The 13512-nt window shown below is 70.9% G+C and carries 14 protein-coding genes and 1 pseudogene; 2 read left to right on the forward strand and 13 right to left on the reverse strand.

The window, feature by feature from the left end:
- Positions 1 to 59: 59 nt before the first annotated feature.
- The 11 genes and pseudogenes from Q0963_RS03555 to Q0963_RS03605 all read right to left on the reverse strand — a co-directional run.
- Positions 60 to 281 (reverse strand): hypothetical protein, encoded by a 222-nt coding sequence (locus tag Q0963_RS03555; RefSeq protein ID WP_299442624.1) that lies wholly within the window; start codon positions 279 to 281, stop codon positions 60 to 62.
- A gap of 193 nt (positions 282 to 474) precedes the next feature.
- Positions 475 to 834 (reverse strand): terminase, encoded by a 360-nt coding sequence (locus Q0963_RS03560; protein ID WP_299442627.1) that lies wholly within the window; start codon positions 832 to 834, stop codon positions 475 to 477.
- Between the two features lie 76 nt (positions 835 to 910).
- Positions 911 to 1687 (reverse strand): hypothetical protein, encoded by a 777-nt coding sequence (locus tag Q0963_RS03565; RefSeq protein WP_299442630.1) that lies wholly within the window; start codon positions 1685 to 1687, stop codon positions 911 to 913.
- Entirely contained in the window at positions 1684 to 1938 is a 255-nt protein-coding gene (locus tag Q0963_RS03570) for a hypothetical protein (protein ID WP_299442634.1), read from the reverse strand. The genes Q0963_RS03565 and Q0963_RS03570 overlap by 4 nt, the downstream gene beginning before the upstream one ends.
- Positions 1935 to 2171, reverse strand: coding sequence for a hypothetical protein (locus tag Q0963_RS03575; protein WP_299442637.1), 237 nt, complete (start codon positions 2169 to 2171; stop codon positions 1935 to 1937). Before Q0963_RS03575 ends, Q0963_RS03570 begins: the two co-directional genes overlap by 4 nt.
- Positions 2172 to 2188: 17 nt before the next feature.
- Positions 2189 to 2443, reverse strand: coding sequence for a hypothetical protein (locus Q0963_RS03580; protein WP_299442640.1), 255 nt, complete (start codon positions 2441 to 2443; stop codon positions 2189 to 2191).
- A gap of 154 nt (positions 2444 to 2597) precedes the next feature.
- Positions 2598 to 3263 (reverse strand): hypothetical protein, encoded by a 666-nt coding sequence (locus Q0963_RS03585; protein ID WP_299442643.1) that lies wholly within the window; start codon positions 3261 to 3263, stop codon positions 2598 to 2600.
- A gap of 298 nt (positions 3264 to 3561) precedes the next feature.
- Entirely contained in the window at positions 3562 to 3762 is a 201-nt protein-coding gene (locus Q0963_RS03590) for a hypothetical protein (RefSeq protein ID WP_299442646.1), read from the reverse strand.
- Between the two features lie 118 nt (positions 3763 to 3880).
- Positions 3881 to 4249, reverse strand: coding sequence for a hypothetical protein (locus tag Q0963_RS03595; RefSeq protein ID WP_299442648.1), 369 nt, complete (start codon positions 4247 to 4249; stop codon positions 3881 to 3883).
- Positions 4246 to 5655 (reverse strand): recombinase family protein, encoded by a 1410-nt coding sequence (locus Q0963_RS03600; protein ID WP_299442651.1) that lies wholly within the window; start codon positions 5653 to 5655, stop codon positions 4246 to 4248. The genes Q0963_RS03595 and Q0963_RS03600 overlap by 4 nt, the downstream gene beginning before the upstream one ends.
- A gap of 40 nt (positions 5656 to 5695) precedes the next feature.
- Positions 5696 to 6580: pseudogene (locus tag Q0963_RS03605) on the reverse strand (CpaF family protein); the annotation flags it as partial.
- A 323-nt stretch (positions 6581 to 6903) separates the two neighbouring features.
- Between Q0963_RS03605 and Q0963_RS03610 the strand changes: the two are divergent.
- Positions 6904 to 7113, forward strand: coding sequence for a hypothetical protein (locus Q0963_RS03610; protein ID WP_299442654.1), 210 nt, complete (start codon positions 6904 to 6906; stop codon positions 7111 to 7113).
- 141 nt (positions 7114 to 7254) lie between these two features.
- Positions 7255 to 11385: a BTAD domain-containing putative transcriptional regulator gene (locus Q0963_RS03615; RefSeq protein WP_299442657.1), complete on the forward strand. Its 4131-nt coding sequence runs from the start codon at positions 7255 to 7257 to the stop codon at positions 11383 to 11385.
- A 26-nt stretch (positions 11386 to 11411) separates the two neighbouring features.
- Here the strand turns inward: Q0963_RS03615 and Q0963_RS03620 are convergent, their stop codons facing one another.
- Positions 11412 to 11642 (reverse strand): hypothetical protein, encoded by a 231-nt coding sequence (locus Q0963_RS03620; protein ID WP_299442660.1) that lies wholly within the window; start codon positions 11640 to 11642, stop codon positions 11412 to 11414.
- A gap of 226 nt (positions 11643 to 11868) precedes the next feature.
- The gene (locus Q0963_RS03625; protein WP_299442662.1) at positions 11869 to 13425 is read right to left on the reverse strand and encodes a hypothetical protein; all 1557 of its coding nucleotides are present in this window, start codon (positions 13423 to 13425) and stop codon (positions 11869 to 11871) included.
- Positions 13426 to 13512: the final 87 nt, after the last annotated feature.

The raw sequence follows: 13512 nt of genomic DNA on the forward strand, positions 1-13512 counted from the left end.
CAGGACACACCCGTCCGGCCGTGAGATATCCCCCCGTCGCTGAATAGATCGGCCCTTGCTCATCCGCGCCAGCCCTCGTCTGCGCGGCCCTGCTGGAGCCACAGCCGTGCGCGCATTGCCTGCAGGGGGTTTGTCCCGTGTAGGGCCAGCACGTCTCGCACGTAGGTGGCGCGTGTCGCGGAGTCGGCGTCGAGTGCGGCGGCGTCGGTCTTGACTCGGGCGTACAGCGCCACGATCTCGGCCGCGCTGCCGGTCTCGTGATCGTCCTTGCGGCGGCGCATTAGATCCGCTCCGGGTGAAACGGCGTGTCGGGGCCGGCGCCGAGTGGGGCCGCGGTGTCCGGGTGCTTCTCATGCCACGCGGTGGCTTCTGCCCAGTAGGCGCACTCCCAATGGCATGCGGGGTGTGGGAAGTCGTCGGGTCGCGGCTCGAGGAGCCACCGGGGCGGAGTCCGGTCTTCGCTGACTCGTCGCCTCATGACGTACCGCCGATGGGGTAGACGCCTCGAGCTCCGGGGCGAGCCTGTGCGCGGCCCTCGGATGCCTCTCCGCTGGGGATGCGCAGCGCGGTCATGAGGCGCGCTAGGGCGATGCCTTGCTGGCGCAGCTCGACGGCGGCAGGGTGGACGCGGGTGCCTTGCGAGGACTCGGACATGATGCCGTCGGCGTCGAGGGTGCCTTGGAGGGTGTCGCACAGATCGGCGATGCGGCATGCCTGGGTGAGGATCGCGCTTTCGTGCTCGTCCAGGTCGAAGGTCGTCAGGACAGCGGTCCACAGGGAGCGCCCGCTCTGGCGCAGTCCCCGCGGAGGGGGTGGGGTCTTCTGGGTTGCCATTGTTGGCTCTCTATCGGTGTGGTTGTGTGCCGGCCGACCCCGTTGGCTGTGCGAGGTCGGCCGGCGTTCTTGGAAGTCAGGCGATGAAGCGGTGACGAGCGCCTTGGGTCGCTGACTGCGTGGCGAGGCGCTCGGTCTCGAGGGCTGCTCGGCCGTCCACGACCCGTCGGACCCGCTCGGTGAACACTTCTGGCGTGGCGAGGGAGATTCGGTGCCCGGCGTGGAGCGCGGCGTCGGCTTTGGCCTCCCGTCCTAGTGCGTCGCGCTCGGTGGCGGTGAGGTCGGCGAGGATGAGCGGTCGGTGGGAGGGGTACTCGCGGCCGAAGTTCAGCGCGGAGGCCAGGAGAGTCCAGGTCTGGGCTGCGGTGCTGGCACGGTCGGCGGCCCGGCGGGCATTGCCCCACAGGGGGAGCTTCGACGGCGGGACGAGCGAGCCGAACGCAGGGTCTGTGAGGTCGAGGCCCGGGATGGCTTCTCGTGCCTCGTGCAGCGCGGCGTCGGCTTCCTTCACGACGCCGGCCAGGGCGTCGATGATGGCCGGTAGGTGCGCGTTCACGAGGGCTGCTCGTCGTCGCTCGATCACAGCGTCTAGGTGTTCGCTGATTCGCAGCGTGGCGAGCTGCTGGCGCTTGAGCTCGAGGTCCACCGCCGGATCGGTCAGCGGGTCGCGGCCGTCGATCATGGCTTCGGCCGTGGCGTTTCCGAGGGCCTCGAGATTCGGCGTGAATGCGCCTCGGTCGGCGAGTGCGGCCGTGACGCGTGCGATTTCGTCCGTCATCTTCTTGGGCAGGCTGAGCCCGAGGTTGCGGAATGCCTGCTCGGTGAGGTTGATGGTGGCTCGGGTGGTGTTCATGGGGTCTTCTCCTTGGGCGTGTTGTCGCTGGGGGGTAGCGGGTGGGTCAGCACGACGCAGCGGCCGTACGTGTACGCGAGGGCGGCCACGCAGAACGCGGCAGCGGCTTGGGGGTCTCTCGTGCGGGCTGTCCGGGCGATGACGGCGAGCACGGCTGCCTCGTCGCCGGCCACGCGGGCCAGGGCCTCGGCGAGCTCGTGGGCGTCCTGGACGAGTGCGTCGGGCAGCCTGCCGGGCGTGGTCATGCTCACCAGTCCCTCCCGAACAGTGCCCGTGCAAACGCAGCCATGTCGGCCCTGGGGTCCGCGGGCTGCGCGGCTCCCATGCCTTCGCGGGGCGAGACATTGCCCAGGGCCGGGTCGCCCTCGTCGGCCTCGGCGTCTGTCTCGGCGGGTGCGTCGGGATCGCTGAACAGCCGGCGGGCGAACGTGCGCAGCGTTTCGCGGTCGTCGTCCGGGGTCGGGTGTGAATTGGTCGGGGTCATGGGGTGCTCTCTTCGTGTCATGCCGCTGTCGTCTTCCTCTGTCGGGTCGTCTTGCTGCGGTCGATACCGCCCCAGACGCCGTGGCTCTCGGTGACTCCGGCGGCTCGGCACTCGCTGAGGGCGGGGCAGCCGCCGACGCACTCGAAGATCGCGAAGGCTCTGGCGGTCGGGTCGTCTCCGATCCACCTCTCGGGGTCGGTAGCGCATGGTGGGCGGGTGCCGTTTTCGGCGAGGGTGGTCAGTCGTCGCTCGAGGATCTGGTGGGGGGTCATCGGGACCTCCTGCGGTTGCTCGCTGCGGTGAGGCGGCTCTGGAGGATCCTGCGGCGCTGTGCGGCCTTCGCGCGGCCGTGAATGGCCCGTTCGGAACGGCAGGCGTCGCAGAGGGCTGGCCGTTCGGTGGCGATGCCTCCGCAGGACTGGCAGGTCATGACGCCACCCCTGCCGTGCTGCTGAGGTCTTGCCATGCCGCGGTGCACTCGTCGGTCTCGCATTGCCCGAGGAAGATGCCGTTCGTGACTCCGTGCGGGCAGGTTTCTCCGCGCCGTGGCGACGTAGCTCCAGCGGAGTCGCCCTCGGCGCCTCTCCCAGACCCAGACCTCCGGTCTGGTCTGGTCGAGTCTGGTCTGGTCTGGTCTAGGCGTGAGCCTCCACCAGGGGATTCCACGGTGGAATCCGGAGTGGAGTCCGCGGTCAGTTCCGCCTTGCGGACCTCGCAGAACTTCGGGTCCACGCACAACTCGTGATCGCCGATGGAGTGCTGCCGCCTGCGCGCCTTGTCCCGAGCCCACCTCTCTCGCGTCCGCTTCACTTGGTTCGCTGGGAAGGCGTGCTCGAGGTAGTCAACGATCACGTAGCCGTCGCCGTCCTCGACCCAGAAACCGTGCTCGGTGAGGGTTGCGACCGCCTCAGCCACGCGCTCGAGCGGCACAGCCAGGGCGCAACGAAGGGCCATAGACCGTGAGATCCGGCCATCGGTGAGCCGGCGATCGCACCAGACCATCGCCGCGCAGTGCACCGCGAAGGCGTCCGAACCGGCGTCGATCCAGCGCTCGTCGTCAAGGTCGGTGTGCGGGAGCTTGATGTACGTCATGCGGCGAACCTCCGCGACGGGTGGCAGCCATCCAGGGAGTGGCGAAGGCGGCGGGAGCGGACCGGCCGGCGACCACTGGCGGACAGGCAGGGCTCACCCGGGTCGGCGTGGCACCAAGGACAGGACACCGCGGGAGGCCGTGCAAGCCAGCCCAGTTCGGCACGGATCGCGTCGCCGGGCGAGAACGTTGCCAGCGGCGGGACGTGCAGCCGTCGTACACTTGAGGAGTCGCCAGCCCAGCGAACTTCAGCGGTCTCGGTCCTCTGCCGGGGCCGCTGTTCGCTGCCCGGGGGGCCAGTCACGCGACATCACCGCCGCGGAGGAGGATGCTCAGCCGGTCAAGTTGAGCCTGCGACAGCGGCGGCCACTCGGCTACTCGCTTGGCGATGTGCTCCTCGAGGCGCTCAGCCTTGAGGAGTCGTCGCAGCTCGGTTACGTCGGCGTTGGGATCGCGCTTCTTGGCATGTGCGATCTGGGATCGGGTCTTGGTCCAGCCCATGAAAATGGCCTCCGGGCAAGTGGTTTCCCACCTCTACTGGAGGCGCTTCAAGTGGATTTGTGAACGGCCATACCTGACCGGCTTGCGCTATTCGTTGCTAAGTATAGCGCACCCCGCTCTACGGGATCTCACGCAACCGCACTCGGCGCGCCCCCACCTCGGCCAACTTCAGTCCAAGGGCAACGACATTCACGTCACGCAGCTTCTTGTCCCGGCCGCAGTCGCGGCAGGGAAAGGCACGGGTCATGTGACTCAGCGAACCTGCCGGGCGCACGGGAAAAGTGCGGTCGTTGTCCTCAGGGTCGTCGTCGACGCGCACATACTCGACGCGCACGGCATATCCGCCGTTCAGGTCGCCCAGGTCGGGGCGGGGAGTGAGGCGAACCCGAGCGATTCGGCGAACGCTATGCGACCGCGAGCCGTCGCACTCAATGTCAAAGCGGATCGCGTCGGGGATCGGGCGCGGCGTGCGCTGTCGCCTACTCACTGCTGCCCCCTCGGCTCGATCCTGACTAGGTCAGGGTCATAGACCTTGCCCCGGCGCCCGGACGGCAGCACTCTAACGGTCATCACCTCGCGCACTACGTCGCGTTTGCGGTCGATGCTGAGCGACTTCCAAACCTTCACCGGGTCACGGCCGGCGAACCACGCCAGGGCGCTGCCCCGGGCAGTCCGAGCCATTGCGGCCTCGGCGTCGTCCAACCGTTCCTGTAGCCGCGCGTTGATCTTGGCGAGCTGGGCCCCGGTGATCTTCGTTTCTGCGTACATGTCCGCGGCCTCCCCCATCTGTGCCCGCAGTGCGACAGCCTCAAGCCTTAGCGCCTCGGGCGACGTCGCGGCATCCTCTCCCGCCAGGGCGGGCGCGTTCTCCGGCTTCGACAGCACCCCGAGCAGCACCCCGACCACGTGCGCCTCCAGGGCGTCGGCGTCTCGGGCGACGTGGCCCGGGCCGGTGGCTGGGCATCGGTAGACCGTGCGATAGGTGCCCGGCCTGCTTGTCGTGACTGACGCCGATTTGAGCGGCAGCCCGCACCCTTCGGCGCCACAGGTTGCGATGCCGGCCAGGAGGTGCCGCACCCGGTTGCTTGTCGAGCGCTTGCGGCTCGGGTCGCGCAGCACGGCGCACACCCCGCGCCACGTCGATTCACTGACAATCGCCGGCCACGTCGACTTGCCGACCACCTCCCCGCGCAGCATGGATAGCCCCGCATTCCTCGGCCGCTCCAGAACCTGCCGCAGACTCGTGTAGTTCCACGGCCTCCCGGTCGACGTGGTGACGCCTCGCCGGTTCAGGTCGGCCACGATGCTGCCTAACGACGCCCCGGCCAATATCGCCTCGGACGCCTTGCGGACCTCCCGGGCCTCGGCCCGGTTCAGCGTGGCCGACCCATCGGCTTGCACGCGCCATCCGAACGGTGGCGCCCCCCCGAGCCACTTGCCTGCCTGGGCGGCCTGTAGTTGTGCGCGCCGGATGCGCTCCGACTTGTGCTCGGACTCCTGCCGTGACACCGCCCCGCGGATTCGTGCAGTCATGCGACCCGACGCGCTCGACAGGTCGAGCTGTCCCGCTTGGGCAAAGTGCGTCACAACCGCACGAGGTTCGCACGCGTCGATGTAGTCCTCGAGCTCACGCGGGGACCGGTGTAGGCGGTCCTCATGCCACGAGAGCACGACATCGACGTCGCCGGCCCGCATTGCATCGAGCAGCGCGACATAGCCGGCCCTCGTGCGCCCTGAGTACGCGGATACGTCGTTGTCGGTGTACGTCGCCACAACCGCTACGCCGAGACGCTCGGCTAGGCGCTCGCAGTCCTCGCGCTGACGCTCGACACCAAGGCCAGCGCCCGTGCGGTCCTCGGATATGCGGCAGTAGATCGCGGCGCGCTGGCTCATCTAGGCAGTATGTCACAGTGAATTGTCTATTGACAATATCCGGCAGCCCGCTGTTCAGCGCGATGAGCAGGTCGAGGCTCTCGGCCTGGCGGACCTCGCCGACGATGATCCGCGAGGGCCGCATCCGCAGCGCCTCCTTCACGAGGCGACGCAGGGGGATCTCCCCCGTCCCCTCGAGTGACGACTGCCGACACTGCATGGCAGCGACGTCCCGGTGCGGGATGCGCAGCTCGAAGACCTCCTCGCAGGTGACCAGGCGCTCGCGCGCGGGCACTGCGGCGGCGAGGCAGTTCAGAAGGGTCGTCTTTCCTGCTTGGGTTCCGCCCGCCACGAGGATGTTGAGCCCCGACACCACGGCGGCCTCGAGGAACCGGGCCGCCTGGGCCGTCAGGGTGCCGAGGCGGACGAGGTCGTCGAGCGAGTCGGCCTTGACGACGAACTTGCGGATGTTGAGGAACCAGTGCTCCCGGCTGATGTCGGGGATGACGACGTGCAGCCGGCTGCCGTCGGGCAGGACCGCGTCGACGAACGGGGAGCTGAGGTCGACGCGCCGCCCCGACGACTTGAGCATCCGTTCGACGAGGTCACGGACCTGGTCGCGGGTGAGCAGCGTCGTCGTCAGCTCGGCCACTCCGTCGCGCGCGACGAACACCCGGGACGGCTCGTTGACCCAGATCTCCTCGACCCGCGGGTCGTCGAAGTACTGCTGCAGCGGCCCGTATCCGGCCACGGTGTCCCACAGCGTCTTCGCCATGGAGTCGAGGTCGTCGAGCAGCGGGAGCCCGCCGTGCATCGACCGCTCGTCGTAGTCGGTGACGGCGTCGCGCACGAGGCTGCGCACCGCGGCCTCGTCCCGCGCGGGGTCCAGCCCCGACCGGCGGATCAGTTCGCGCACCTCGCCCTCGAGCGTGTGGCCGGCATCCATGCAACCCCCTCCCCTTCGGACGCAGGCCCCACCCCCGTCCATGTCGTGCACGCCCAGCGAACCGCACCGCCCGCCGATCCGCACCCCGGGCGGTCGAGCCTGTGGACAAGTCGTTTCCCAAGTGACTGGCGTGTCGTCAGGTGCTGGTGGAACGGAGTCCAGCGCTGATCCGTGGACCCGTCCTGGTTGCCGGCGGACCGTGACCAGGCCGGCCCCGACGACTGTTTCCGAGCCGATACCGCGTGACGCGGCGACGACACCGGGTCGAGAGACACCTGTCCCCATCGGATCACCAGGGTCCGCGACCGAAAAGGAGCGATCTCATGCTTCCCACCGTGATGTTCGTCGTTGTCCTCCTCGCCTTCTTCGCAGCACTGGGAAGAAGCGCCATGCCTCCCGCCGAACGCCGCCCCGTGACGCGGTGGACGACCCGGGACCTGCTCGGGAACGCGCTCGCCGGCGGCCGGCGACTCGCCCAGCTGCACCAGCGCGACCCGATGACGCCGCACAGGCGCACGCCCCTCCACCGCTGAGTGAGTCGTGCGCAGGGCCCTGCACGCCACCTCGGGCCCGCAGGGGTGGCGCGCCGCGGCGGTGGTGTTGGCCCTGACGTGCGGTAACGGCACGGTAACGACGGTGTTGACGGCTCGCGGCCGGGCCGTGACCCTCGATATATGGGCGTGAACGTGCTCGGTCCGGTGTCGCTCGACGGCAACGCCGCGCGGGTCGCGCCGAGAGACCGGATAGTCCTGGCGGCGCTCGCGATGCAGCCGCATGAAGCGGTGAGCGCCGCCCGGCTGGCGGACGCCATCTGGGGCGAGTCCCCGCCGGCGACGTGGCACAAGGTGGTGCAGGGCTGCGTCGTCCGCATCCGCAGGCTCCTCGGCCCGGAGTCGGTCGCCACGACCGACCACGGTTACGTCCTCGCACTCCCCGACGAGGAGATCGACGCCGTCCGCTTCGAGCGGTTGGTCCGCCGGGGTGAGGAGCTGCTGACGCTCGGCGAACCGGAGCGTGCCCGGTTCACCCTCACGCAGGCCCTCGGGCTGTGGCGCGGCCCGGCCTTCACCGACCTCGAGCACTGGGAGCCCGCGGCGGCCGCCACCGGCCGCCTGGAGGCGCTCCACCACGACGCCGAGGAGCTCAGGGTGGAGGCCTCACTCCGAGCGGGAGCCTGGCGGGAGGTCCTCCCCGAAGCGGCCGCGCTGGTCACCGCTCAGCCCCTCCGGGAACCGCGGTGGGGACTGTTGGCGCGGGCGCAGTACCAGGCCGGACGCCAGGGCGAGGCACTGGCCACACTGCGGCGGGCCCGGACGGTGCTGGTCGGCGAGCTCGGGCTCGACCCCGGTCCGGACCTGCTGGCCCTGGAGCGGGCGATCCTGGACCAGGACCCGTCGCTCACGCCTCGCCCCGCCGAGAGCGCATCGCCGGTGTGCCCGTACCGCGGCCTGCTGCCCTACGGGATCGACCAGGCGGAGGACTTCTTCGGACGGGACGGCGACATCGAGGCGTGCCACGCCATCCTCGACCGTGAGGGGGCCCTCGTCGTGGTGGGTCCGTCCGGCGCGGGCAAGTCGTCGCTCGTGCGCGCCGGGGTCGCTGCGGCCGCCCAGCGTGACGGGGACGACGTCGCGATCATCTCCCCGGGTGCCCACCCTGTCGCCGCGCTGACCGACGCGGGGGTGATCGGGACCTCGCGGACGCTCGTGGTCGACCAGGTCGAGGAGCTCGTGACGGTCTGTCGGGACGGTCGGCAACGCAGCGCCTTCCTGGACGCCGTCGTGGGACACACCGCCTCCGGCGCCGCCGTCGTGGCCGCGCTGCGCGCGGACCGCCTCGGGGAGCTCACGGAGCACCGCGACTTCGCCCGGCTGGTGGAGCGTGGCCTGTACCTCCTGGCACCGATGAGCGAGCCTGACCTGCGCTCCGCCATCGAGGGGCCGGCGCGACGGGCGGGGCTCCTCCTCGAGCCCGGCCTGGTGGACCTGCTGGTGGAGGAGGTCTCCCACGAGCCCGGCGCCCTGCCGTTGCTCTCGCACGCCCTGGCGCAGACCTGGGGCCAGCGGGAAGGACGGACCCTGACCGTGGCCGGATACCGCGCCGCCGGAGGGATCCGCGGAGCCGTAGCCCGCACCGCAGAGAACGTCTACCAGGGTCTCGACGCGGAGCAGCGACAGGGACTGCGCGAGCTCCTGCTCCGGCTGGTCACCTCCACGGACGACCACGCGGTCCGCAGTCCCCTCCCCCGCCGGGTCATCCCGGGCGGCAGCCCATGGGAGTCGCTGGTCGAGGTCCTGGTCGCGGCGCGCCTGGTGACCAGCGACGGGAAGGTGGTCGAGCTCGCCCACGAGTCCCTGATCGCAGCCTGGCCGCGGCTTCGCAGCTGGCTCGACGAGGACGTCGAGGGGCAGCGCATCCTGCGGCATCTCACCGTCGCGTCGGCCTCCTGGGAGGCCATGGGTCGTCCGCCGAGTGAGCTGTACCGGGGCACCCGGCTGGTGAGAGCACTCGAGTGGCGCGGGGAGACGAGCGCCGAGCTGACCCCGACGGAACGGGCCTTCCTCGAGGAGGGGAAGGCACTGGCGGACGAGGAGTCCAGGTCCGCGGAGGAGCGGCTGCGCGAGCAGCGGCGCGCCAACCGCCGCCTCAGGCTCGCGCTCGGAGGAGTCGCCGCAGTGCTCGTCGTTGCCCTCGGCGCCGGAGCCGTCGCGCTCCAGGAAGGACGGCGCGCCGACGCACAGGCTCTGGTCGCCCAGGTGCGCGAGCTGTCCGCCGCCTCCCGAGCGGCGGCCGAGAGTGACCCCCAGCTCGCCATCCTGCTCGGGCTCGAGGCCGCCCGCCTCTCGGAAGGCGGCACCGAGGCCCCCGAGCGCGAGGCCCTCGAGGCCCTCCACACCGCGGTCACCTCCTCCAGGATCGACCTCGTCGTGCCGGGGCTGGGCGGCCCCGTGGCCTGGGCCCCGGGCGGCAATGTGTTCGTCACCGAGGGCCCGGAGGACTCCGGCCTCGTCGACATCCGTGACGCCGACACCGGGGAGTCGGTGCTCTCCTTCGTCGGTCACGAGATCGACGTCAACGACGTCGCGTTCGGCCCCGACGGCCTGCTCGCCACCACCGGCGACGACGGCGCACTGCGCGTGTGGGACGCGGCCGACGGCCGGCTCGTGGCGGAGGTGCTCGGCACCGAGGAGGTGCGGGGCCCGTCCTTCGCCGCCGACTCGGGGCGACTCTCCGCAGCGTGGACGGACGAGGGTGTGGTCCGGGTCGTGGACGCCGCCTCGGGCGGTGACGTCGTCGAGCTCGAGGTCCCGGAAGGACCTGCATGGACGTCACTGAGCCCGGACGGTCGGTCCGTCGCCGTCTCGACCTACGGCGAGACGGACGCCCGGGTCCTGGACGTGCGGACCGGGAGCATCGAGTACCTCATCCCGGACCGTGACGAGCCGGTGGGCACGGTGCGCTACAGCCCCGACGGCTCCTGGCTGGCGGCTGCCCGAGACGACGCCACCGTGCGGATCCGCGATGCCCGGACCGGTGACACCGTGCACGTGGTGGACCAGATGGTCAGCGTGGCCCGCAGCCTGGCCTGGTCACCCGACTCGGACCGGCTGGCAGCCGCTGGGGTCGACGGCGCCGTGCACGTGTTCGACGTCACCACCCGCGCGGTCGAGCCTGCGTTCGTTCTCGCCGGTGGCGCGACCGGACCGATCAACGGGCTCTCCTTCTCTCCCGACGGCCTCCGGCTGCTGAGTGGCCAGGAGAACATCGGCGCCGTCACCGTCTGGGACCTCGGTATCGGTGGTGACGCCGAGGTGGCCAACGTGCCGGCGAACTCGTCCACCTGGAGCGATGTCGCGTTCACGCCGGACGGGCACGTCGCGACGACCAGCGGCGAGGGGTCGGTCACGGTCTGGGACACGAGCGACCAGAGCGAGGTACAGCGTCTCGTCCCCGCGGAGCCGGGGCGATCGCCGGACGCCGTTCGGGAGATCACCATCAGTCCGGACGGGACGATGCTGGCGGCGGGTGGTGGCATCACCGCGCGGCTGTGGGACCTGCGTACCGGCGAGGAGCTCTTCGACGAGGCTCCCGGGGGGTGGCTGCACCGTCCCTCGTTCAGCCAGGACGACCAGCGGCTCGCCTTCGCGACGGACAGTGGCGTTGCGGTCCTCGGCATCGACGGGGCGGTGTTGGCCTTCCGCGGCGCGGAGCCGGGCAGGCCGCTGCTGTCGGGCCCCAAGTTCGCCCCCGGCGGACGCGTGGTCAGCGTCGTCGAGGCCAACCCGACGCCCGGAGGGGCGACCGACGGGAGGTTGCTGCTCTGGGACTGGCAGTCCGACACGGTCGAGAGGTGGGACGTCCCGATCGGGGACAGGCACGCGTACTCACCCGACGGCACCCTGCTCGCGACGAGGACGTTCCACGCCACGGTCGAGGTCTACGACGCCGCCTCGAAGGAGCACGTGTCGAGCCTCGGCGGTCACACCGCGAACATCGTCGACATGGCCTTCAGCCCCGACGGCACCACCGTCGCCGTCGCCGGTGCGGACGGTGCCACGGCGCTCTACGACGCCACCACCGGCGAGACCGTCCTCCGACTCCCGAGGCTGGCGGCGGGGATCGACAACGTCGCCTTCTCCCGGGACGGTCGGCGGCTGGCCACCGCCTCGCAACCGGACGACGTCGTCCGCATCTGGGCTCTGGACCCGGCCGAGCTCGTCGCCATCGCACGCGACAGGGTCCACCGCTCCCTCACGCCCGCAGAGTGCGAGCAGTACCTGCACACCCTCGAGTGCCCCTCGTAGGGAAGCCCGCGCGCCGCGGACAGACCTCATCCTCGTGATGACGTCTCGTCGGGGCCGGATCCGTACGGCCTCGTGATGATCTCCCACCCGACGTCGGTGTTCGGATCGCTGAAGTAGACGCCGCGTCCCCCGTCGTGGTGGTTGATCCGGCCCGGCTGTGACCGGCGAGGGTCGGCCCAGTACGGGAGCTCCTCGGCCTTGATCCGGCCGACGATCTCGTCGAACTGACGCTCGGTGACCAGGAACGCGAGGTGCATGCCGCTCGCGGTGCCGTCCGAGTCGGCGAAGTCGAGCGTGACGCCGCTCCGGTCTCGACCTGCGTGAAGTGACCGAACTCGGTCGGCGGTCCCATCGCCGTGATGTCGGCGAAGAACTCGGCGGCGACCCGGCGGTCGCTCGCCCAGACGATGAGGTGGTTGAGCTGCGGCTTCATGCAGCGACTCCGATCGCTCGTGCCCCGTCAGCGGGGCGCCGCGTGCCAGGTCAGGAGCCCGGGACCTTCAGCAGCATGAGCTGGCCTGACTCGAGCTTGCGCAGCACGCCGTCCTGGAGGCTCTCCCGGACGTTGCGGCCGTGGCCCTGCACGTCGAGCAGCCAGGTGCCGCCGCCGAACCACGCCGACACGTCGACGATGCCGCTGGACTCGCCGTCGGGGTCGTTCACGGTCGCCACCGGCGCCCAGGTGCCCTGCCGCAGCCGGTGCTGCCACACCTTCGCGTCGTCGGCGTCCTCCTGGACCATGAGGCTGTTCCGGCTCGTGTCGAGGTTGTCGGGACTGACGAACGGGACGTAGGCGCCGGCACCCGGGTCGTCGCCCTGGGCGAGCTTGCCGAAGCTCGTGACCACGGTCGGGTCGTCGTGGTCGAACTCGAACCGGAAGACGGCACCGTTCGGCGAGACGCCGGCCCCCGGACCGCGGGCGAGCCGCCCGGTGGCCGGGTCCGGCACCACGCCGCCACCGCCGGTGTCGGCCATGTAGACCACGTGCGGGTCGTTCTTGTCGTACGCGATGTCCTCGGCCCGCACGAACTGGAAGACGTTGTGCGCGTTCGACCACGACTCGAGCGCGGCCTGCGGCAGCGCGCCCGTCTGGCCGCGCGCGATGTCGTCGGGGACGGGGATGAACTCGCCGGTGAGGTCGTCCCCGGGCCGGACGTCGCCGTAGTCGTTGGCGCCGTTGAACGGGTCCGCCGGGTCGACGGGGGCACCGTTCTTGCCGGTGACCCGGAACGCCCACAGATGCCCGTCGTCGGCGAAGACCCCGGCTTGGTCGGCCGCCCGGTACAGGTACACCTGGGCCGAGGGCCGGTTGAACGTGTCGTCGGTCGTCAGCATCGCGATCTCGTCGTACCCGGGGAGGGCGATGGTGTTCTCGTGGTTGAGCCGGCCCATGCCGGCGACGCTCGTGGACTCGCCGGTGGCGGTGTCGAGGACGACGGCGTACCCGCCCTGGCGGGTCCCGTCACCGGGGAACGGGTCGGGCCCGTAGGGCGCCCCGGCCGGCACCGCGAGCCCCGCGTCGTCGGTCTCCTCACCGGTGACGAAGACGTCGGTGTCGAAGCCCTCGGCGGGGCCGACCATCTCGGCCGAGCAGAAGCGGAGGAAGCCGACCTCCGGGCCGAGCGCGACCTCGGCGGCGAGGACGCCACCGCGCCCCTTGCCGCCGACGGTGCTCAGCGTGAGCTTGGCGACCGAGGCGTCCTCGAAGTCGGCCGTGCCGCGGAAGGGCACCGTCGTCTGCTCGTGCGCCACGTACACCTCGACGGTGTGCGGGGCCTCCCCCGAGCGCACCCCGATGCCGTCGGGCAGACCCTGGAACTCGAAGGCGCCGAGGGTGTCGCCGGAGGAGATGATCGGGGTCACGGACGCCCCCTTGGGTACGCCCGGAGCCAGCGTGATGTAGGGGTCCTCCCCGGTGAGGAACCCGGCACGGTCGGGGGCTCCCAGGGCCGGGGCCGACGCCGCCGCGACGAAGGACGCGGTCACGACGATGGCCCCTGCGGCCCGCGCCACGGACGTGCTGCGTGTACGGATGGGCATGACCAACACCACCTCAGGACGCGGAACGGGGCCCGCGAAGCCCGTCACGTTACCGCTCCCCGGGCGCCTTGGCGACCCCCCGGCTCC

The sequence above is a fragment of the uncultured Phycicoccus sp. genome (assembly GCF_947495705.1).
Classification (GTDB): domain Bacteria; phylum Actinomycetota; class Actinomycetes; order Actinomycetales; family Dermatophilaceae; genus Phycicoccus.